This window comes from Ottowia flava (assembly GCF_008017535.1).
Taxonomy (GTDB): Bacteria; Pseudomonadota; Gammaproteobacteria; order Burkholderiales; family Burkholderiaceae_C; genus Ottowia; species Ottowia flava.
Map to the genome: position 1 here is coordinate 71,135 of NZ_VRUA01000004.1, position 19,650 is coordinate 90,784.

Sequence of the window (19,650 nt, forward strand, 5' to 3'; positions counted from 1 at the left end):
GCCCAGCGGCAACGCGCCGGTCAGCGCCCGGCCAGCCCCGCTGCGATGCCACAGAACACCGCAAAGCTGATCCAGTGGCTTTTGCTGAAGGCGATGAAGCAACCCTCGCGCGTGCGCCCGCGGATCAGCGTGTAGTGCCAGACGATCTGCGCGGCGGCGATGCCAAACGCTATGCAAAAAAAAGCTGACTGCGCAGATGGGGCGCTAACCAGCAGCCAGATCAACCAATAAGCCGAGAAAAACCCCATCACCGCCGCAACGTCGAAGCGGCCCAGCGTGATGGCCGAGGTGCGCATGCCGATCTTCAGGTCGTCGTCGCGATCGACCATGGCGTATTCGGTGTCGTAGGCCAGCACCAGCGCGATCTTGCCGAGAAACAGCCACAGCGCCTGCAGCGGCACGTGGCCCAGCACGGCGGCGTAAGCCATCGGAATGCCGAAGCCGAAGGCCACGCCCAGCACCGCCTGCGGCATGGCGAAAAAGCGCTTGGTGAACGGGTAGGCGATGGTGACGAGCACGGCCGGGATGGACCACAGCACGACCGCCAGGTTGGTCGTCAGCGCCAGCGCAAACGCCACCAGCGCCAGCGCCGCGCCCAGCAACAGCGCTTCACGCACGCTGACCTGGCCGCTGGTGATGGGGCGCTGGGCGGTGCGCTTGACGTGGCGGTCGTAATCCCGGTCGGCCACGTCGTTGATGCAGCAACCGGCCGAGCGCATCAGCACCGTGCCGGCCACGAATACCAGCAGCAGATGCCAGCCTGGAAAGCCGCCCGACGCCAGCCACAGCGCGCCCAGCGTGGGCCACAGCAGCACCAGCCAGCCGGCCGGTCGGTTCCAGCGGATCAGGTCGAGGTAGAGCGACAGCTTGCTGCGCTGGGGCGGCGCTGCGACGCTATCGTGGGTCTGCGGCGCGGAATGGGGGGGCGCTCTCATACTATTGAAATCATAGCTGTTCGCGCAATTGGCTGAAGGGCCGAGGTCACATTTCCCTCCCATCAGCGGTACAGGCGCGGCACCCGACCGGCGACCGGCTGCAACGCGAACACCGCACAGGCCAGCCACGCGCCAGCCCAGAGAAAGCCCGCCGCCACATCGCTCAGGTAGTGCACGCCCAGCACCACGCGGCTGGTGCCCACACAGACGATCACGGCCGCCACCACCAGGGCGCCCAAGCCCTGCACCGCCGGCGCCGAGCGACGGCACAGCAGCCAGGCCAGCAGGCCGAACACCATCATCGCGCCCGCCGCATGCCCGCTGGGAAAGCTGAACCCGGTCACCAACGTATCGCCCACCGTGCTGGGCCTGGGGCGGGCGATCGCCTGCTTGAGCACCTGCACCCACTGGCTGTTCAGGCTGGTCGCCAGCAACCAGCCCCAGGCCAGCGTGCCCCTGCGACGAAGGGTCAGCACCAGCGCGACCAGCAGGACGAAGGCGATCATCGGCGGCCCACTGGTCAGCTCGCCCAGCCGCGTCGCCGCCGCACCCCAGCCATCGGCGCGCATCGCCGCGCCCCAGGCCGCACCCTGTTGGTCCCAAGCCAGCACGGCCGGGTGATAGCCCTGGGCCACCATCCACGTCAGCGCAACGGCCAGCAAAGCCAGCGCGCCCGCCAGCCAGAGCCAGCCGCTGCCTGCGGCGCGCACGTGCACGCGGCCCGGCGCCGGCCGTCGCACGCGCCAGGCGAAGCCCAGCGCGAGCAGGAACAACAGCACCAGCGCCCAAGGCGCCAAGGGGCTCAGCCAGTGGTGAAGGGTTTGCGCCAGCGACGTCAGGCCGGACCCGGTCGAATTCATCCTTCGGCCCCGCGCGCCGACACCGCCACGCCCCCCAGGGCCGCGCCCACCGCGCCTTGGGTGGCGCTGCCCCACACGGCGAGTGGCATCACTGGCTGAGGCGCGTCACGCCCGGCAGCTCGCAGGCATACACCGCGTTGCGCAAGGCGGCGATCGCCTCGTAGCGGGTGAAGCTGCGGCGCCAGGCCAACACCACGCGCCGCGTCGGCGGCGCGCTGTGTCCGTCGCCATCCAGAATAGGCAGGTAGCGCACGAACTGCTCGTCGCTGTGCGCCCCCATCGGACGGCCATCGGCCGCTCCATCCAATTGGCCCGGCGGCACCGACAGACGCGGCACCAGGGTCACGCCCATGCCAGCAGCGACCATGTGCTTGATGGTCTCCAGCGACGAGCCTTCAAAACTCTTGCGAATGCCTTCCGCATTGCTGGCGTAGCGGGCGAATTCGGGGCACACCTCCAGCACATGGTCGCGGAAACAATGGCCCGTGCCCAGCAGCAACATGGTCTCGTTCTTGAGCTGCTCGCTCGACACCGCCGGCAGTTTTCCCAGTGCATGGCCCACCGGCACCGCGGCGACAAAGGGCTCGTCGTACAGCGGGGCGATCGCCAGGCCGGTGTCGGGAAAGGGCTCGGCCAGGATCGCGCAATCGATCTCACCCATGCGCAGCATCTCCAGCAGGCGGACGGTGAAGTTCTCCTGCAGCATCAGCGGCATCTGGGGCGTGCGCTCAATGATCTGGCGCACCAGGTCCGGCAGCAGGTAGGGGCCAATGGTGTAGATCACGCCCAACCGCAGCGGGCCACCCAGCGGGTCCTTGCCGCGCTGCGCAATTTCCTTGATCTCGGCAGCCTGCTCCAGCACGCTTTGGGCCTGGCGCACGATCTGCTCGCCCAGTGGCGTCACCGTCACTTCGCCCGCGCTGCGCTCGAACAGCTTGATGTCCAGCTCTTCCTCCAGCTTCTTGACCGCCACCGACAAGGTCGGCTGCGAGACAAAGCAGGCTTCCGCGGCCTTGCCGAAGTGCTTCTCACGGGCGACGGCAACGATGTACTTGAGTTCGGTCAGGGTCATGCAATCTCTGCTCGCGAAGCCGGGCGGCCAGCAGCAGCATGATCGCACAACGCCCGCGCATCGCGGAGGCCAAATCCCACTGTCGGTGGGGCCACTCAGGTCGGCACACAAGGGCGCGCGGCGGCGCTCACGCCTTCAGATAATCCGCCCGTTCGCCCAGCCAGCGATCGACGTGGCGTGCGGCGAGATCAGGAAATTCATCCAGCATTCGCGGCGCCGCCTCGCGCGCCCATTCCAGCAGGGGCGCATCGTCCTGCAAATCGGCAAAGCGCAGCAGCGCGGCGCCGCTTTGGCGCGCGCCCAGGAACTCGCCCGGGCCGCGGATGTCCAGGTCGCGCCGGGCGATCTCGAAGCCGTCGGTCGTCTCGGCCATCGCCCGCAGGCGGGCACGCGCCGTCTCGCCCAGACGGCCGCCTTCGGGTGCCGAATACATCAGGACGCAGGCCGATGCCGCAGCGCCGCGGCCCACGCGCCCGCGCAGCTGGTGCAGCTGGCTGAGGCCAAAGCGCTCGCCGTGTTCGATCACCATCAGGCTGGCGTTGGGCACGTCCACGCCCACTTCGATCACCGTGGTGCTGACCAGCACCGCCATCTGACCGGCGCTGAACAGCGACATCACCGCCTTCTTCTCGGCCGGTGGCATGCGCGAATGCAGCAGCCCCACCATCGCCTCAGGCAGCGCTGCAGACAGCTCGGCGTGTGTTTCGGTGGCGTTGCTCAGGTCCAGCGCCTCGCTCTCTTCGATCAGCGGGCAGACCCAGTACACCTGCCGGCCCTGCGCCACTTGCGCGCGGATGCGCTCGATCACCTCAGCGCGGCGCTGTTCGCTGACCAGCTTGGTGACCACCGGCGTGCGCCCGGGCGGCAGTTCGTCCAGCGTCGACACGTCCAGGTCGGCGTAATAGCTCATGGCCAGCGTGCGCGGGATCGGCGTGGCACTCATCATCAGCATGTGTGGCTCTTGCGCGACCTGCTTATCATCCCCTGCCCGCTCCGTTTCCGATAGCTTGTTGCGCAGAGCCAGCCTTTGTTCCACGCCGAAACGGTGCTGCTCGTCGATGATGGCCAACCCCAGGCGGCGGAACTTGACCTGCGCCTGGATGACCGCGTGCGTGCCGATCACCAGCGCCGCCTCACCGCTGTCGATCAGCGCCAGCATCTCGCCGCGCGCCTTCTTTTTCTGGCTACCGGTCAGCCAGGCGACGCGCTGGCCGCGCGCTTCCAGCAGCGGCGCCAGCCAGTCCACCAGTTTCGCGAAATGCTGCTCGGCCAGGATCTCGGTCGGCGCCATCAGCGCGCACTGCCAGCCCGCGTCGATGGCGACGCACGCCGCCAGCGCGGCCACCACCGTCTTGCCACTGCCGACGTCACCTTGCAGCAGGCGGTGCATGGGCTGGGTGCGCGCCAGATCCTGCGCGATCTCCTCGCCCACGCGGCGCTGCGCGCCCGTCAAACCAAAGGGCAACGCGGCCAGCAGCTGCTCATGCAATCCGCCAGCCTGTGATGGCAACACCGGCGCGCGCAGCCGGTGGCGCGCGCGCCGCGCCTGCAACTGCGACAACTGCTGCGCCAGCAGCTCTTCGGCCTTCAGGCGCTGCCACGCTGGGTGGGTGTGGTCTTCCAGCTGCACCAGCGCCACGTCGGGCGCTGGGTGATGCAAAAAAGCTAGCGCCTTGCGCAGTTCCCACAAGGGTTTTCCTCTGATTTCACCCAGAATCTCGGGTGGCACGGTGGCCGACAAGTCGGCCTGCGCCAGCCCGGCGCCCACGGCCTTGCGCAGGTAGGCTTGGGGCAACCCGGCCACCGTCGGGTACACCGGCGTCAGCGCCTCGGGCAATGCGCCGCCGGCCGCGCGCACCGTGGGGTGCATCATGGTCAGGCCGCCAAAGCCGCCGCGCAGTTCGCCCCGCACGCGGATTCGCGTGCCCACCGCCATCTGCTTTTGCTGCGAAGGGTAGAAATTGAAGAAGCGCAGCACGCAGCTGTCGCTGCCGTCGTTAACGCTGACCAGCAACTGCCGGCGCGGGCGAAAGCTGACTTCCTGCTGCGTCACTTCGCCCTCGATCTGCACCGTGTCGCCGTCCAGCGCGTCGGCCAGGCGCACCACGCGCGTCTCGTCTTCGTAGCGCAGCGGTAGGTGCAGCGCCAGGTCGATCGGGCGCACCAGACCCAGCTTGCGCAGCGCTTTTTGCGGAACGCTGAGCTTGTCGGGGGCGGGCTTGGCCGAAGCGGGCATGGGACAATTCTGCCTTCGCCGACACACCTTCTTGGCACGGGCCCGTCCGGCCCTCAAGCCCATGCGCACCTTCACCACGAGCGACTTCGACTTCGCTCTGCCGCCCGAGCTCATCGCCCAGCACCCCGCCGCCGAACGCAGCGCCTCGCGCCTGCTTGATGGCAGCGGCCCCACACCCGTCGACCGCGTGTTCCGCGAACTGCCCACGCTGATGCGCGCGGGTGATCTGCTGGTCTTCAACGACACCCAGGTGGTGAAAGCCCGTCTCTTTGGAGAAAAGGCCACCGGCGGCAAGCTCGAACTGCTGATCGAGCGCGTGCTGCCCGACGGCACCGTGGCCGCGCACATGAAGGTCAGCAAAAAACCGCCGGTGGGCGCACTGCTGCACATGGACGGTGGCGCCACCGCCGAACTGCTCGGCCGCTGGCCCGACGCGCAGGGCCCGCTGTTCCACCTGCGCCTGTCGCAGGACGCCTACCAGCTCATGGCGGCGCACGGCCACATGCCGCTGCCGCCCTACATCGAACGCAACCAGGCGCACGCCGACCCCGACGCGGCCGAGGATGCCGAGCGCTACCAGACGGTTTTCGCCAAAAACCCCGGCGCCGTCGCCGCCCCCACCGCGGCCCTGCATTTCGACGAAGCGGTGCTGGCCGCGCTCGACGCGCGCGGCGTGCAGCGCGCCGCCGTCACCCTGCACGTCGGCGCAGGCACCTTCCAGCCCGTGAAGAGCGACCACATCGCCGACCACGTGATGCACCGCGAGCGCTACCACGTGCCGCCCGCCACGCAGCAGGCCATCGCCGACTGCCGCGCGCGCGGCGGCCGCGTGGTGGCCGTAGGCACGACCAGCGTGCGCACGCTGGAAAGCTGGGCCCAGCGTGGCGAGCCCAGCGGCGACACCGGCATCTTCATCACGCCCGGCTACGACTGGCAGGTGGTGGATGCGCTGATCACCAACTTCCACCTGCCGCGCAGCACGCTGATGATGCTGGTCAGCGCTTTCTCGGGCTACGACCACATCATGGCGCTGTACCGCCACGCCATCGCCGAGCGCTACCGCTTCTTCAGCTACGGCGACGCGATGTGGCTGGTGCGCCAGAGCGCGCCGTCGCCTACCGCCTGAGTTACAAGCCATTTAGGCCTGTAAGCCGCGCGCAGCAAGCGCGGGCAGCTATTCTTTTAGAGACCGCAACGCGGTGTACTGGTGCGCCAAGGCGACCCGTCGCACAGCCCCTGAATTTCAAGCCTTCTAGGCCTCCAAGCCGCGTGCAGCAAGCGCGACGAGCTATTCTTTCAGGAGGAATGGCAGCCTGCGATCTTCAATCGTCCACCCGCCGCCGCAGCGCCTTCACTTGCGAGCGCTGGGCCTTGCCTTCCAGTCGCCGCTGCTTTGAGCCGTAGGTCGGCTTGGTCGGGCGGCGGATTTCGGGCACCTGCGCCGCCTCATCCACGATGGCCTGCAGGCGCTCCAGCGCCAGGGCGCGGTTCTGCTCCTGCGTGCGGGCGGACTGCGCCTTGATCAACAGCACGCCTTCCTTGGTCACGCGGCGCCCAGGCAGCGCCAGCAGGCGCTCCTTCACCGCCGCGGGCAGCGACGAGGCCTGGATGTCGAAGCGCAGGTGCACCGCCGTCGACACCTTGTTGACGTTCTGCCCGCCCGGCCCCTGCGCCCGCACGGCCGTCCATTCGACCTCGCCTTCCTTCACCTGGCACGCCACGCGCCACCCCTAGAAGCGCTCGCCCATCGGCAGGTAACGCCACTGCCCCACCGGCAGCCCCGCCATCGGCACGCGGCCCAGGCGGATGCGCCGCAGCGCCTGCAGTTGCAGCCCCACCTGCGCGCACATCCACTCCACACGCTCGGGCGCGATGCCCTTCATGGCCAAGCGCAGCCGCGTTTCGCTCTGCCAGCTCACGCGCGCAGGCGGCAGCGGCCGACCGGCCCAGACCAGGCCGTGACCCAGGCGCGCCAAGCCGCCAGGAGCCATGCCGTCCCTACCCTGCACTTCGGCGATCAGTTCCTGTTCGACAAACGCCGCGTCTTCCGTCAGCTTGCGCACCACCCCCGGCGCCTGGCTGAACACGCACAGACCGCTGGCCGGTGTGGGCAGCGGCATCAGCGCCTGCAACCCGCGCAGGTGCGCCGTGCTCAAGCGAATGCCCGACGTGTCACCCGACCAGTGCGCCGCTTCGGTCAGCTGATCCAGCGCGGCTTGGGTCGACACCCCCGCGGGTTTGTGCAGCAGCAGCGTGGCAGGCAGCACCGGCTGCAAACGCGTCGGCAGAGGCGCCTGCCCATCCACCTCGACACTCTGACCGGGCGCCACGCGCTCCTGCGGCGTGCGCACGCACACCCCATCCACCCGCACCCAGCCTTCGGCGATGTACTGCTCGGCCTGGCGCCGCGAGCAGGTCAGCAGCGCGGCGACGGCCTTGGCCAGACGCTGGCCTTCGGGTTCGCTGGGTGATGTGCCTGCGGCGGCGGTCACAGCGAGCGCGCCTTGACGGCGGCCGCGGCCTGCGCAATCAAATCGCGCCCGACTAGCGCTGGCGCACGAGCGGCGATCTGGTTGGGAGGAATTTTCAGGAGGTTGAGGCGCTGGCGCTTGTCTTGGGTGGCGGGAGCCGATGGAGATGTCATGGGGTAGATGTTACGCAGCGAAGCCAATCAAGTCTTGCTGATCGTGTGGTGCACACATCCGTGGTCGAAAAACGCAAAGAAGCGGTCACTTAGATCTGAAATCTCAAGATCAGCAGCCAGCCCAATGACGACATTGCGATAGCAAAGACGGTTCTGCAGCGGTTGGGCGTCCGCCTTCGGATGTTTCAACGCAGTTGAAGTCTGTGCAGAAGGAAAACTCCGGCGGGCAGGGCGAGGTGGATGGCCAGCGCCAGTCCACGCGCATGATTGCCACCGTGGGCTCGGTCGCTGAAATCAGCGCCATCCGGTGCCGCTGTCGGATGGCCGCTGGGTGCGGCTGGACCAGATCGCTCGGGTCGAGTCCGGTCACGTGCTGCTGATCGACAGCAATCAGGATGGTCGTGCCGTTTCCATCGGCAACCTGCTGATCACACGCATGGTGATGCGCGGTGTCCATCTGCTTTGTCGTGAGTTCCGAGGATATACAAAAGCTGTAAGCAGTGGCAACATGGAGCGCCCTCGCGCACGCAGGGATTAAAAAAACTATCAAAACCATAGCTGCTTGCGCCTGCCGGATGGGCGCTGGAGGCCAAAAAGATGCCAAGTACCCCGCACCCCGCCCACTTCACCCCCCGCTGGCTTCTACGTTTGGCCTGGTGCCTGTGGGCAATGGCCCTGCTGTTTGCGGGCGCCGCACACGCGCAGGCCGGCCTCTGGACCGCCAGCGGCGACCTGGCGACGGCGCGCACCCGCCACACGGCCACGCTGCTGCCCAATGGCAAGGTGCTGGTCGCAGGGGGGGCCAACGCCAGCGGAGACCTCGTCCAGGCCGAACTGTACGACCCCGCCACCGGCACCTGGGCCCCAGCAGCCGGCATGCTGGCTGCGCGCAGCCAGCACACGGCCACGCTGCTGCCCAATGGCAAGGTACTCATGGCAGGGGGCTTTGGCGCCGGCACCCATGCCGAGTTGTACGATCCGGATGCCGACACCTGGACCGCCACCGGTAGCCTGACTCAAGTGCGCGTGGCCCATACCGCCACGCTGCTAGCCAATGGCAGCGTGCTGGTCGCAGGGGGCATCTCTAGCGCCAGCAGCAGCGCAGAAATCTACAACCCCGCCACCGGTACCTGGACGGCTACTGGCAGCCTGGGCCAGGGGCGCTTCTTTCACGCAGCCACGCTGCTGCCGGGCGGCAAGGTGCTGGTTGCCGGGGGTACGCCCAATGGCGACCTCGGCCTCATCAGCGCCGAGCTATACGACCCCGTCAACGGCACATGGGCTACCACCGGCGCACTGGCCACGGGGCGTTACGGTCCCACGGCCACGCTGCTGCTCAATGGCAAGGTGCTCCTTCTCGCAGGCAACGGGGCGGGGGCAACCTTCCTCAATGCCGCTGAACTGTACGACCCCGCCACCGGCACCTGGGAAGGCACCAGCGCGTTGCCCACCCCACGCTCATTCCACACCGCGAGCCTGCTACCTGGCGGCAAAGTACTGGTCGCATCGGGGCAGGTCGACCTTGTCCCGCCCACCAGCAGTGCGGTGGTGTACGACCCTGCCATCGGCACCTGGGCTGCCACCGGCGCGCTGGCCGAGGCGCGCAGCGAACATACGGCCACCGTGCTGCAAAGCGGCATGGTGCTTGCCGTCGGGGGGAACAACGGCGCCCCATACCTTGCCAGCACCGAGTTGTACCACCCCACCGCTCAGCCCACCCTGGCGCTGGCCGCCAGCGCCAACCCCAGCGTCCTGGGCGCCAGCGTCACCCTGACCGCCACGATGGGCAGCGCCAGCAGCCCCACGGGCACGGTGGCTTTCAGCGCGGACGGCGTGCCGTTGGCCTGCGCCGCCCCGCCCGCCATCAGTGGCAGCACGGCCACCTGCACCGTCAGCGGCCTGCTGGTGGGCGCGCACACCCTCACCGCCAGCTACGCGGGCGACGCCAGCAACTCTTCCGCCACGAGCTTCCCGCTGGCACACACCGTGGACAAGGCCAGTCTGGGCACAGGGCCCACGGGGGTCACCGTCAGCGGCCCGCCCGGCTGCGTGGTTGGCAGCCTAGCACTGGCCGACGCCACCCCTGCCGACAACTTGCCCGCTAACGCCACCGCCCCGCTGGGCGTGCTGCGCTTCACCGCCACGGGCTGCGCGGGCGCCACGCTCACGATCACGGTGGACTACCCTGCAGGCAGCCTGACGGGCCTCACGCCCTACAAATTCGGCCCGGCCAGCGCAGGCGCCACGCCGAATTGGTTTGCCCACGGCGGCAAGACCGGCGACAGCGTGACCTACACCGTGACCGATAACGGCACGGGCGACAACCAGAGCGCGACCAGTGGCCCCAACGTGGGTGTGATCGAAGACCCCCACGCGATGCTGCTGTTGGCGCCGGCACCCGGCGGCGCGCAGGCGATTCCCACGCTCTCCGAGTGGGGGCTGGCGCTGCTGGCGGCAGTGCTGGGGATGCTGGGCGCGCGGGGCTGGCGCAGGCCGCTATCCCTTTGAAGGTATGGCCAGCGTGGCGCAAACTCGCGCTCAATGAACTGCATGACCGCTCCACGCGTCCACAGCGCGAACTCCATCTTCAGCTGTTCGTGCCTGAATCGTCCTGAATCGCCTTGGTTTACCTGCACACCTTTGAGTCAGTGTCTGGAATCAGTCATCGCGGACATTGGCCGAGGAGCTCTGAATGTCCCAAGTCAGCCTTCAGCAGTAGTTAGAGGAAACTGTACAGATACCACTTGGTGACCCAAAGCGGTTTCGCAGATGGCAATGGTGTGCCCTCCGTCAAAACACCGACAACTCCGCCCTCGCCTACTGTTTCTCGCACGCTGGCGACCCAACAGCCAGGCGAGCCGGTAGGGCGACTCAGCAACGGCTCGCCACTAACGCAGCTTTCGCACCGCAGATAGGTGCGGAGTTCGATATCACCCGCAGCACAAGACAAGCCGAGGCATGCGCGGAATGATGGATGCTGTGCTGCGGGCGCAAGAGCGCCAACGCCTCGCGGAAGCTTTTCGATTAAAAACAGCCTTAGCGCTCGCCCGAAAAGCGCGAGAAGCTATGCTTTTTGAAGACTCAAGTCTGAATCTGCAGCCACACCCGCCCGCCCTCAACCTTCACCGGATAGCTCTTTATCGCATCCACGCAGGGCTCCAGCGTGGGTTCGCCGGTGCGGATGTCGAAGCGGCCCTGGTGAAACGGGCACTCGATCTCGTGGCCTTCCAGGAAGCCGTCGCACAGTCGCGCGTAGCCGTGCGAGCAGATGTTGTCGGTGGCGAAGACTTCGCCCGCCTCGGTCTTGTACAGCGCGATATCGCGCCCCTCGGCGCCCACGCCGATGGCGGCGCCTTCGAACAGGTCGCCTTCGGCGGCGACATCGGTCCAGTCTGTGCTCATGGGGTTCCGTGCGTCAGCTCAATCGGGTTTCAGGCCAGCGCGCTCAATAACGGGGCGCCAGCGCGTGCGCTCTTCCTGCATGAACTTGCCCAGCTCGGCAGGCGAGCTGCCGATGGCGTCGAAGTAGGTCGCACGCAGCTTCTCGGCGGTGGCTGGCTCCTTGAGGATCGCCGCCAGCGACTGGCTCATTCGCTGCACGATGGCGACGGGCGTGCCCGCGGGCGCCATGTAGGCGAACCAGGGCGCAGCCTGAATATCGGGCAGGCCAGACTCCTTCAGCGTGGGCACGTCGGGCAGCAGCAGCGAGCGCTTGTTCGAAGTGATGGCGAGCGCCTTGAGCTTTCCCGCCTTGACCTGCGGCATGATCGCCACCGCCGGTAAACAGGCGAAGTGCACGTCGCCCTGCAGCATGGCCGTGACGGCCTGGCCGGACGAAGCGAACGGAATGTGCACGGCGAAGGACCGGGTCTTCAGCTTGATCAGCTCAACGCCCAGATGAGAGATGGAGCCGTTGCCAGTGGAAGCGAAGTTGAACTTGCCCGGCTGCTTGCGCAGAGCTTCCAACCAGCCCTTGACCGAATCCACGCCCATCGAAGGGGCGACCGCGCACACGTTCGGGTTGCTGGCGGCCAGCGACACCGGCGTGAGGTCCTTGAACGGGTCGTAGGGCAGGCTCTTGTAAAGGATTGTGTTGTAGACCAATGGAGCGTTGACCGACAACAGAAAGATATGGCCATCGCCCGCGGCTTTCGCCACGTAGTCGGTGCCGCTGTTGCCGCCCGCACCAGGGCGGTTTTCGACAATGAAGCTCTGTCCCAGCGTGGCGCTCAGCCGGTCACCCAGCAGGCGTGCCAGGAGGTCGGGCGACGAGCCCGCGGCGAAGGGCACCACCACGCGCACCGGCCGCTGCGGCCATTCCTGCGCCTGAGCGGTGAGGTTGGCCATGGCGGCGGCGCCCAGCGCTACTGCCCACAGTTTCAAAGCATTCATTTTGATTCCTCCGGCGGCACATCTTCCATGGCCGCAAAGTCCTGCTGTTCGCGCGCGATGAACCCGGCCACCAGCGCGCGGTATGCGGCTTCCACTACTTCAGGATAGGCACCGCTGGCTTCCGCCAGCGCGCGCACCTTGTCAAACACCTCCTGCTGGCGTGCGGGGGCGGATACCTGGAACGAATCCCGCTTGAAGCGGGCGGCGTCCTTCACGTAACGCCCGCGTTCGGCCAGCAGCGCGACGATCTGGCAGTCCAGCGCGTCGATGCGTTCGCGCACCTCTTGCAGGCTGGCCGCGAGCGGCACATAGGCCGGATCGGTAAAGCGGCGCAACGGCCCGCCGTACGCATCGGGTTCCTGGTTCATATCGGGTAAATGATGGAGTTGGGGATCATCTCGCTGTCGTAGACGACCAGGCGCTGGGCAAACTTCAGGCCGCTGGGCGTGGACACGACGCGGTCGAGGTAGCGGCCGACGTTGAAGACTTCGCTCAGCCCGTTCAGCTTGGTGCGGAACACGGCGTAGTTGCTTTCGCAGCGGATGCCGTCGTCGCCCACGCTGCGAACCACCGGCGCGCCGACGACGTGGCGCTGGTAGTACGGGTCGTGGAACAGGGTTTCCTGGATGCCGTAGACGCGGTCGCGCAGGCTGGGTTTACCGTCAAACGCCAGGGTGCAGAGCGGAAAGCCGCGCTCATGGTTTTCGCGCGGTTGCAGCTTGTAGACGCCGTCTTCGGTGAAGAAGTCGGGCCACAGCGACCAGTCTCCTGAATCGACCGCCGCCGCGTAGTCGGCCTGCAACTGGACGAGCGCCTGCCAGGTGTCGAAGTCGAGCTTCATGCGCTGGCCTCCGCGACCGATCCTGGTGCTGCTGAGGGTTCGGGCGCCTCCATGATTTTTCGCCAGTACTCGTACATGCCGCGGATAAGGGTCTCGGTCACCATGTGATCGGTCTCTTCCACCCCGCGGCCGCCCAGCTCGGCCAGTGCGCGGTGCTGGGGCTTCTGCTGAAAGCCGCATTGCGACAGCTCGATCGCCTCGCCGTCGTCGGCGCTGACGAAGCCCGCCGGGCCGAACAGGTTGGCTTGGCGCAGGCGGCGCGCGGTCATCTCAGGCGTGTCGTCGCCGTAGCCGAAGTGCGTCCAGACGAAGTCGAAGTTGCCGTGGCCATCCGGCTGGATGTGGCGCGTGGACACGCTGTTGACCTGCTGCTGGAAGATCACGCTGGGGAAGATGGTGGTCATGACCGCCGTGGGTTCGCCCCACCAGGGCTCGTGCACGATGTCGAGGAAGCGCTTGTCCTCCAGCTCCATGGTCGACTTGAAGCTGGACACCTTCGACACGTCCGACTGCGTGCCCGCGTTGCCGCGCGTGGAGATCATGGCGGCGTGGCGGTGGTGCGCGTCCATCTTCAGCGCCGATTTGTTGTCGGCGCGCCAAAGGCCAAAGGTGACGAACCAAGTGTGCAGCAGGCCCGGGTGGTACGGGTCCTTGATGTTCTCCTGCATCAGCTTCCAGTTGCCGGGGATGCGCTGGCGGTTGTAGCCCAGGATCTTCAGCTCGCGGCCGTCGAACATGCGGTCGAAGTACGCGAGGATGGTCGGGCCGAGGTAGTCCTCCAGCGACTCGACGCCGTGGTCAAAGCTGGCAAACACGACTCCGCCGCGGCTGGCCACCTTGAGCTTGGTCAGTCCGTGGTCCTTGGGGTTGAAGTCGCTGGGCATGCCGCCCTTCACCTGGCCATCCTGGCGCACGCCGCGGCGCAGCGGCACGCCTTGCAGGTCGCCGCTCAGCGTGTAGCTCCACTGGTGGTACGGGCAGACGAATTCCTTTCGGTTGCCGTGGCGCGCGCGGCAGAACTGCATGCCGCGGTGCGCGCACACGTTCTCGAAGCAGTGCAGCGTGCCGTCGGCAGCGCGGCTCAGGATGACGGAGCGTTCGCCAACCACGGTGCGCTTGAAGTCGCCCGGGTTGGGCACCTCGGCCTCCAGGCCGACGTAGCACCAATGGCCGTTGTAGAACAGGCGCTCCATCTCTTTTTGATGCAGCTGCGCGTCGGTGTAGACGGCAAACGGGATGCGGCTGGTGTCGCCCGCTTCCCAGTGCACGGGGTGTTCGGCCCGCTCGGGCGCGTTTGTGGGGGTCATGCAGTCTCCTCGGCCTCTGGGGGCCATGTGTCCGAACATGATGCAGATCAAGCCATCATTCAGCAAGGCAAGCACCGTGATAATCGGCATTCACTTGGTGAATACCCATGACGGATCTGGCGCGCATCGACCTGAACCTGCTGCTGGTGCTGCACCGGCTGCTGCAACTGCGCCACGTGTCGCGCGCAGCCGAGGCGCTGGGGCTGACGCAGCCGGCTGTCAGCAACGCGCTGCGGCGCCTGCGCCGCCTGCTGGGCGACGAACTGCTGGTGCGCACGCCCGCGGGCATGCAGCCTACGCCCTACGCGCTGTCGTTGGCCGAACCCCTGGCGCACGCGCTGGCCACGCTGGAAGACGCGCTCAGCCAGCGCGCCGCCTTCTCGCCCGCCAGCAGCACGCGCGTGTTCACGCTAGCGATGTCGGACGTGGGCGAGATCTATTTCCTGCCGGTGCTGGTGCCCGCGCTGGCGCAGGACGCGCCCGGGGTCACGCTGCGCACCGTCACCCTGCGCGAGCCCGAGTTGCCCGAGGCGCTGGCCAGCGGCGCCATCGACCTGGCGCTGGGTTCGCTGCCGCAGCTGCGCGCGGGCTTCTACCAGCAGGCGCTGTTTCGCCAGGCCTATGTGTGCCTGATGCGCGCCGGGCACCCTGCGGCACAACAGCCGCTCGGCCGTGCGGCGTTCCAGGCCTTTGACCATGTGCGGGTCGAGGCGCCGGGCACCGGCCATGCGCAGGTCGAGGAGCACCTGGCGCGGCTGGACCTGCGGCGGCGCGTGCGCCTGACGGTGCCGGACTTCGTCGCCCTGGGCCATGTGCTGGCCAGCACCGACCTGGTCGCCACCGTGCCCGAGCGCTTTGCCGAACGCGTGTGTGCGCCGCTCGGCCTGCTGGCGCGGCCGCTGCCGGTGCGGGCGCTGGTGTCGGCCATCCACCAGTTCTGGCACGCGGGCATGCACGGCGACGCCGGGCACCAGTGGCTGCGTGCGCGCATCGCCGCGCTGTTCGGCGACGGCCACGCCAGCGCGCCCGCGCCCCATCCCTGACAATCTCGCCCATGCTGAACTTCGAGATCCTGGGAACCGACGCCGGCTCCCACGCCCGCCGCGGCCGCCTGACCCTGAACCACGGCGTGGTGCAGACGCCGATCTTCATGCCCGTGGGCACGTACGGTACGGTGAAGGGGGTGATGCCGCGCAGCCTGCACGAGATGGGCGCGCAGATCATCCTGGGCAACACCTTCCACCTGTGGATGCGCCCGGGCCTGGACATCATGAAAAGCTTTGGCGGCCTGCACGGCTTTGAGAAGTGGGACAAGCCCATCCTGACCGACTCAGGCGGCTTTCAGGTCTGGTCGCTGGGCGCCATGCGCAAGATCACCGAAGAAGGTGTGCACTTCCAAAGCCCGGTGAACGGCGACAAGCTGTTCATGTCGCCCGAAATCAGCATGCAGATCCAGACGATTCTGAATTCGGACATCGTCATGCAGCTGGACGAGTGCACACCCTACGAGACCAACGGCAAGAAGACCACCGAAGCCGAAGCGCGCAAGTCCATGGAAATGAGCCGCCGCTGGGCCCAGCGCTCCAAGGACGAGTTCGAGCGCCTGGGCAACCCCAACGCGCTGTTCGGCATTGTGCAAGGCGGCATGTTCACCAACCTGCGCGAAGAGTCGCTGCAGGCGCTGGTCGAGATGGACTTTCCCGGCTATGCCGTCGGCGGCGTGTCGGTAGGCGAGCCCAAGGACGAGATGCTGGAGATCATGGCCCACACGCCGCATCTTCTGCCCGCCAACAAGCCCCGCTACCTGATGGGTGTGGGCACGCCCGAAGACTTGGTGCAAGGCGTGGCCGACGGTGTGGACATGTTCGACTGCGTGATGCCGACGCGCAATGCGCGCAATGGCACTCTCTTCACCCGCTATGGCGATTTGAAGATCCGCAACGCGCGCCACAAGACCGACCACCAGCCCATCGACACCACCTGCACCTGCTATGCCTGCGCCGGAAGTCCGGGCGGCCCCTCCGGTAGCGGCGGCGTGAGCTGGGACGACGGCGGGCGCAACGGCTTCAGCCGCGCCTACCTGCACCACCTGGACCGCTGCGGCGAAATGCTCGGCCCCATGCTGACCACCATCCACAACCTGCACTACTACCTCAACCTGATGCAGGAAGTGCGGGATGCGCTGGACGCCGGCCAGTTCAGCCACTTTCGGGCCCGTTTTGCGGCGGACCGCGCGCGGGGTGTCTAAGGCCGCGTTGATCCGCACACCCCTTGCGTGTCCTCGGTCATAACCGAACGGGTGCTGCAGTACGCCAACCACCTTAAGCCCAACCCGCTGCCGCCCTCGGCGCCCCTTGCCGGCAGTCGCGCACGAAGCGGCTGGGCGGGGGCGCCGGCGTTGCCCGCATGCAGGGTGAACGCCGCGCCGTTGTTCGGCCAGCCGTTACCGGGGCCAGCGTGCTGAAGTTCATCGCGTACTTGCACGCCAAGTAGCTGCCGCGGTTGCCCGACGGCGTCAAAGGCGGCTTGCCGTGATACTTCCCCGAGCTTTGCGCGCGGCGGTTGCTCGCCCAGGCACCGACGCGCACGCCAGTTGTCCGCGTGACAGCGGTGGCGTGCACGGCACGCCTGGCCCTTGGCCGACGACGGGGGCGCTCTCCGCCGAACGGTGTCGGCGGCCACAAGGTCCTGCGCGTTGCAGAAAATTAAGCCTAATCCAGCGCTGGCCCTACAGCAATCTGCGCAGACAGCTACCAATAAATGAGTAAAAAAAGGCTTTCCACGTTGCAGCCGCTGCGCCCGCGCCACCGCAGCGCACGCGCAGCCGCCGCACTGGCTGGCGCGCTGGTCTGCGCAGCGCAAGCCCAACCCGCGCCGGCCACCGGTGAGCACCCGGTCAGCGCCAGCCCAGCAGCCGCCGCCGCGTCGGCGCCAGCCAACGCGAGCACGCCGGTGGGCGGTGCATCCGCGCCCCCGGCGGCCGTCGCCAGGCCGCCAGACCTGCGCGAGCTGTGGGCCGCCTTCCAGAAGGTGGGCGTCAAGGAATCCGAAGTCGCGCTGCTGGCCCAGCCGCTGGCCGCGGGCAGCCCGTTGCTGGCGTCGCACAACGAAAAGCTGGCGCTCACGCTGGCGTCGACCACCAAGGTGATCACCACGCTGGCCAGCCTGCAGACGCTGCCCGGCAGCTTCCGCTGGCGCACGCGCGCGTGGCTGACCGGCACGCCGCAAGATGGGCACTTGGCGGGCGACCTGATCCTGGTGGGCGGCGGTGACGCCACCTTGAACAGCCAGCGTCTGGTCGCCTGGTTCAAGAGCCTGCACGCGCAGGGCCTGCGCGACGTGCGCGGCCACATCGTGCTGGACCAGCGCCTGTTCCGCCTGAGCGAGAAAGACCACGCGCGAACCCCATCGCCGACGGACGCCAACCCGCACCACGCCTGGCCGGACGCGTTGGTGGTGGACGACAGCCGCTTCAAGGTGACGCTGCGCGCAGGCGAAAGCGGGGCGCTGACGGCGCAGTTTGACCCGCCGCTGGGGCAGGTGGACGTGGTCAACCGCCTGAGTGGCGGCGCGCGCTGCGCGGCGCAGCTGGCGTTGGAACCGGCGGCCACGCCTGCGCCGAAACCATCCGCGCCTCCAGCAAAGGCCCCAGCGCCCGAGGTGACGCCGAGCCCCGTCGTGCCGGTGGTGTTGCCCGCGCCCGCTGGCAGCCAGCCTGCCGCGGCCACTGCGATTGCGGCGGCAGCGACGGCGTCGGCCACCACACCCGCAGCGCCCCCCACCGCCTCCGCGTCGGCACCCCAAGCCGTGGCCGCCGCCGCGCCGCAACCGATTCCACCCGTGGCCCGGCTGGTCGTCAGCGGCCAGTGGTCACCGCGCTGCGCCACCCCTTTGGCGCTGGAAGCCGTGCCCAGCCGCGCGCTCAGTGCTGCGCTGGTCGCGGGCGCATGGCAGGCCTCCGGCGGCACGCTGGGCGCGCAGGTGGTCCACCGCGACGGCGCAGCGCCCGCGCCGGCCGCGCGGCGTGCGCGCCAGCCGGCCACGCCCTACCCCGGCAAGCCCTGGGCCACGCTGGAATCGGCACCGCTGCCCGAGTTGGTGCGCGCCATCAACAAGGACAGCAACAACCTGATGGCGCGCAACCTGCTGCTGTCCATCGCGCCCGGCTTTTCGCCGACCACGTCGACCCTGCAACTGGCCAAACAGCGCCTGGGCCAATGGTTCAAGAAAGTCGGTCTGGCGCAAGGCGCGCCGACGGTGGACAACGGGTCTGGCCTGGCGCACAGCGAACAGGGCAGCGTGTTCAGCATGGTGCAGCTGCTGCAAACCGCGTGGGGCGACCCCAAGGTGCAGAAGGTGTTTTTGGCGTCGTTGCCCGTCGCCGGGGCCGACGGCACGCTGGCCGGGCGCTTCAAGGGCTCGCCCGCGCAGCGCAACGCCTTTTTGAAGACCGGCACGCTGAACGGCGTGCGCTCGCTGGCCGGTTATGTGCGGACCCAGTCGGGGCGCATGGTGGCTGTCAGCATCGTGGTCAACAGCGACAACGCCAGCGCGGCCGTGCCGGTGATGGACCGCTTCATCGAATGGGTGGTGCGCAACGGGTGATGCTTTTGGGCTCGCGCAAAACAAAAAACGGCCGCAAAAGCGGCCGTTTTTTGTGGCTAAGCGGGTGTCACTCCGGCTGGCGCTTGCACGCCAACCGGCTCTGACCTTACTCGCCAGCAGCGTGCGTCGGGGCCACGCGGTGTTGCTGGGCAACCGTGGAGCCGTCGAACACGCCCGAAGCAGGCGGGTTGGCAATGGCTTGGGCACGCACTTCAGCGCGGGTCAGGCTGGCGTTGTTTTGAGCAACCGTCTGGCCGTCGAAAACACCCGAAGCGGGGCGCTGGGCCACAGCTTCGTTGCGCACGCTGTCGCGGGCAACGGTCGACACGGCCTTGGCTTCGTTCAGGAACAGCGGGCCTTCGCCGCTGGCGGGCACTTGGGCCATGGCGTTGCCGGCGAACAGAGCGGACAGGGCAGCAGCGGCGGCGATGGAAGCGAACTTGGTCATGATGAATATCCTCAATTAACTGGTCTTCAAAGTGCCAGCAGACTTTGCTGGCGGTGCTTGTGGCCGGGGCGCTGAGAGAAGCCTTTTTGAGGGGCTTGGCCTTGCGCTGCTGCCATGACCTGTACTTTGCGCCTAAGGATCGGTTTGAAAAATGACCTGCGAGGCAAGGCACTGTTTCGGGGCTGGAAACAATGGAGGTGGTGCGCCGCCGCGCGCGCGTCACGACGCCCTGAAGCCTGCGCACTCAAGATTTCATGAGAAATCGGCCTCTGACGATACAGCCGCCTGCGCGAGCAGCTATCTTTTTCGA

The 19,650-nt window shown here is 67.7% G+C and carries 19 protein-coding genes; 5 read left to right on the forward strand and 14 right to left on the reverse strand.

From position 1 onward, the window contains the following. Positions 1-20: 20 nt before the first annotated feature. The 4 genes from FVQ98_RS06415 to recG all read right to left on the reverse strand — a co-directional run bounded on the left by FVQ98_RS06415 (position 21) and on the right by recG (position 5,103). Positions 21-935 carry a UbiA family prenyltransferase gene (locus FVQ98_RS06415; RefSeq protein WP_147912608.1) on the reverse strand — a complete coding sequence of 305 codons (915 nt, stop codon included), beginning with the start codon at positions 933-935 and terminating at the stop codon, positions 21-23. A gap of 62 nt (positions 936-997) precedes the next feature. Then, a complete protein-coding gene (locus FVQ98_RS06420; RefSeq protein WP_147912609.1) occupies positions 998-1,795 on the reverse strand; it encodes a phosphatase PAP2 family protein in 798 nt (265 codons plus the stop codon). 88 nt (positions 1,796-1,883) lie between these two features. Further along, the gene (locus FVQ98_RS06425) at positions 1,884-2,867 is read right to left on the reverse strand and encodes a LysR substrate-binding domain-containing protein (RefSeq protein ID WP_147912610.1); all 984 of its coding nucleotides are present in this window, start codon (positions 2,865-2,867) and stop codon (positions 1,884-1,886) included. 127 nt (positions 2,868-2,994) lie between these two features. Further along, positions 2,995-5,103 carry an ATP-dependent DNA helicase RecG gene (gene recG, locus FVQ98_RS06430; RefSeq protein ID WP_147912611.1) on the reverse strand — a complete coding sequence of 703 codons (2,109 nt, stop codon included), beginning with the start codon at positions 5,101-5,103 and terminating at the stop codon, positions 2,995-2,997. 61 nt (positions 5,104-5,164) lie between these two features. Here recG and queA point away from each other — a divergent pair, with 61 nt between their 5' ends. Continuing rightward, the gene (gene queA, locus FVQ98_RS06435) at positions 5,165-6,229 is read left to right on the forward strand and encodes a tRNA preQ1(34) S-adenosylmethionine ribosyltransferase-isomerase QueA (RefSeq protein ID WP_147912612.1); all 1,065 of its coding nucleotides are present in this window, start codon (positions 5,165-5,167) and stop codon (positions 6,227-6,229) included. Between the two features lie 196 nt (positions 6,230-6,425). On the opposite strand, the gene arfB is transcribed toward queA, so the two are convergent. The 4 genes from arfB to FVQ98_RS19615 all read right to left on the reverse strand — a co-directional run bounded on the left by arfB (position 6,426) and on the right by FVQ98_RS19615 (position 8,204). Further along, on the reverse strand, positions 6,426-6,824 hold the full coding sequence (gene arfB, locus FVQ98_RS06440) for an alternative ribosome rescue aminoacyl-tRNA hydrolase ArfB (RefSeq protein WP_147912613.1): 399 nt from the start codon (positions 6,822-6,824) through the stop codon (positions 6,426-6,428). Positions 6,825-6,833: 9 nt separating this feature from the next. Further along, a complete protein-coding gene (locus FVQ98_RS06445; RefSeq protein WP_147912614.1) occupies positions 6,834-7,595 on the reverse strand; it encodes an RNA pseudouridine synthase in 762 nt (253 codons plus the stop codon). Then, positions 7,592-7,747, reverse strand: coding sequence for a hypothetical protein (locus FVQ98_RS19610; RefSeq protein ID WP_187265651.1), 156 nt, complete (start codon positions 7,745-7,747; stop codon positions 7,592-7,594). Before FVQ98_RS19610 ends, FVQ98_RS06445 begins: the two co-directional genes overlap by 4 nt. Positions 7,748-7,856: 109 nt before the next feature. After that, complete coding sequence (locus tag FVQ98_RS19615; protein ID WP_187265652.1) at positions 7,857-8,204, reverse strand: hypothetical protein; 348 nt, start codon at positions 8,202-8,204, stop codon at positions 7,857-7,859. Between the two features lie 212 nt (positions 8,205-8,416). Between FVQ98_RS19615 and FVQ98_RS06455 the strand changes: the two genes are divergently transcribed. Continuing rightward, positions 8,417-10,255 (forward strand): IPTL-CTERM sorting domain-containing protein, encoded by a 1,839-nt coding sequence (locus tag FVQ98_RS06455; protein WP_222707573.1) that lies wholly within the window; start codon positions 8,417-8,419, stop codon positions 10,253-10,255. A gap of 573 nt (positions 10,256-10,828) precedes the next feature. Here FVQ98_RS06455 and FVQ98_RS06460 read toward each other — a convergent pair. From FVQ98_RS06460 to FVQ98_RS06480, 5 genes are read right to left on the reverse strand one after another with little or no spacing between them, the layout of a single operon-like run. Further along, on the reverse strand, positions 10,829-11,149 hold the full coding sequence (locus FVQ98_RS06460) for a non-heme iron oxygenase ferredoxin subunit (protein ID WP_147912616.1): 321 nt from the start codon (positions 11,147-11,149) through the stop codon (positions 10,829-10,831). 18 nt (positions 11,150-11,167) lie between these two features. After that, positions 11,168-12,139: a Bug family tripartite tricarboxylate transporter substrate binding protein gene (locus tag FVQ98_RS06465; RefSeq protein WP_255507659.1), complete on the reverse strand. Its 972-nt coding sequence runs from the start codon at positions 12,137-12,139 to the stop codon at positions 11,168-11,170. Beyond that, entirely contained in the window at positions 12,136-12,507 is a 372-nt protein-coding gene (locus FVQ98_RS06470; RefSeq protein WP_147912617.1) for a chorismate mutase, read from the reverse strand. The genes FVQ98_RS06465 and FVQ98_RS06470 overlap by 4 nt, the downstream gene beginning before the upstream one ends. Then, positions 12,504-12,980, reverse strand: coding sequence for an aromatic-ring-hydroxylating dioxygenase subunit beta (locus tag FVQ98_RS06475; RefSeq protein ID WP_147912618.1), 477 nt, complete (start codon positions 12,978-12,980; stop codon positions 12,504-12,506). Before FVQ98_RS06475 ends, FVQ98_RS06470 begins: the two co-directional genes overlap by 4 nt. Continuing rightward, a complete protein-coding gene (locus tag FVQ98_RS06480; RefSeq protein WP_147912619.1) occupies positions 12,977-14,287 on the reverse strand; it encodes an aromatic ring-hydroxylating dioxygenase subunit alpha in 1,311 nt (436 codons plus the stop codon). The genes FVQ98_RS06475 and FVQ98_RS06480 overlap by 4 nt, the downstream gene beginning before the upstream one ends. 107 nt (positions 14,288-14,394) lie before the next feature. Between FVQ98_RS06480 and FVQ98_RS06485 the strand changes: the two genes are divergently transcribed. The 3 genes from FVQ98_RS06485 (at position 14,395) to dacB (ending at position 18,892) form a co-directional block, all read left to right on the forward strand. Then, entirely contained in the window at positions 14,395-15,330 is a 936-nt protein-coding gene (locus FVQ98_RS06485; protein ID WP_147912620.1) for a LysR family transcriptional regulator, read from the forward strand. Between the two features lie 11 nt (positions 15,331-15,341). After that, the gene (tgt, locus tag FVQ98_RS06490) at positions 15,342-16,535 is read left to right on the forward strand and encodes a tRNA guanosine(34) transglycosylase Tgt (protein ID WP_147912621.1); all 1,194 of its coding nucleotides are present in this window, start codon (positions 15,342-15,344) and stop codon (positions 16,533-16,535) included. A 512-nt stretch (positions 16,536-17,047) separates the two neighbouring features. Further along, positions 17,048-18,892 (forward strand): D-alanyl-D-alanine carboxypeptidase/D-alanyl-D-alanine endopeptidase, encoded by a 1,845-nt coding sequence (gene dacB, locus FVQ98_RS06495; RefSeq protein ID WP_147912622.1) that lies wholly within the window; start codon positions 17,048-17,050, stop codon positions 18,890-18,892. 106 nt (positions 18,893-18,998) lie between these two features. Here dacB and FVQ98_RS06500 read toward each other — a convergent pair whose 3' ends face one another. Beyond that, positions 18,999-19,340 (reverse strand): hypothetical protein, encoded by a 342-nt coding sequence (locus FVQ98_RS06500; protein ID WP_147912623.1) that lies wholly within the window; start codon positions 19,338-19,340, stop codon positions 18,999-19,001. Positions 19,341-19,650: the final 310 nt, after the last annotated feature.

What these genes read in the sequence shown, in the direction of transcription:
- FVQ98_RS06425 (WP_147912610.1), bottom strand. Translation starts at nt 2,867, where the DNA reads ATGACCCTGACCGAACTCAAGTACATCGTTGCCGTCGCCCGTGAGAAG.
- FVQ98_RS06455 (WP_222707573.1), top strand. Translation starts at nt 8,417, where the DNA reads ATGGCCCTGCTGTTTGCGGGCGCCGCACACGCGCAGGCCGGCCTCTGG.
- FVQ98_RS06500 (WP_147912623.1), bottom strand. Translation starts at nt 19,340, where the DNA reads ATGACCAAGTTCGCTTCCATCGCCGCCGCTGCTGCCCTGTCCGCTCTG.
- tgt (WP_147912621.1), top strand. Translation starts at nt 15,342, where the DNA reads ATGCTGAACTTCGAGATCCTGGGAACCGACGCCGGCTCCCACGCCCGC.
- FVQ98_RS06460 (WP_147912616.1), bottom strand. Translation starts at nt 11,149, where the DNA reads ATGAGCACAGACTGGACCGATGTCGCCGCCGAAGGCGACCTGTTCGAA.
- recG (WP_147912611.1), bottom strand. Translation starts at nt 5,103, where the DNA reads ATGCCCGCTTCGGCCAAGCCCGCCCCCGACAAGCTCAGCGTTCCGCAA.
- FVQ98_RS19610 (WP_187265651.1), bottom strand. Translation starts at nt 7,747, where the DNA reads ATGACATCTCCATCGGCTCCCGCCACCCAAGACAAGCGCCAGCGCCTC.
- FVQ98_RS06485 (WP_147912620.1), top strand. Translation starts at nt 14,395, where the DNA reads ATGACGGATCTGGCGCGCATCGACCTGAACCTGCTGCTGGTGCTGCAC.
- FVQ98_RS06480 (WP_147912619.1), bottom strand. Translation starts at nt 14,287, where the DNA reads ATGACCCCCACAAACGCGCCCGAGCGGGCCGAACACCCCGTGCACTGG.
- FVQ98_RS06420 (WP_147912609.1), bottom strand. Translation starts at nt 1,795, where the DNA reads ATGAATTCGACCGGGTCCGGCCTGACGTCGCTGGCGCAAACCCTTCAC.
- FVQ98_RS06465 (WP_255507659.1), bottom strand. Translation starts at nt 12,139, where the DNA reads ATGAATGCTTTGAAACTGTGGGCAGTAGCGCTGGGCGCCGCCGCCATG.
- FVQ98_RS19615 (WP_187265652.1), bottom strand. Translation starts at nt 8,204, where the DNA reads ATGGACACCGCGCATCACCATGCGTGTGATCAGCAGGTTGCCGATGGA.
- FVQ98_RS06415 (WP_147912608.1), bottom strand. Translation starts at nt 935, where the DNA reads ATGAGAGCGCCCCCCCATTCCGCGCCGCAGACCCACGATAGCGTCGCA.
- dacB (WP_147912622.1), top strand. Translation starts at nt 17,048, where the DNA reads ATGAGTAAAAAAAGGCTTTCCACGTTGCAGCCGCTGCGCCCGCGCCAC.
- queA (WP_147912612.1), top strand. Translation starts at nt 5,165, where the DNA reads ATGCGCACCTTCACCACGAGCGACTTCGACTTCGCTCTGCCGCCCGAG.
- FVQ98_RS06475 (WP_147912618.1), bottom strand. Translation starts at nt 12,980, where the DNA reads ATGAAGCTCGACTTCGACACCTGGCAGGCGCTCGTCCAGTTGCAGGCC.
- FVQ98_RS06470 (WP_147912617.1), bottom strand. Translation starts at nt 12,507, where the DNA reads ATGAACCAGGAACCCGATGCGTACGGCGGGCCGTTGCGCCGCTTTACC.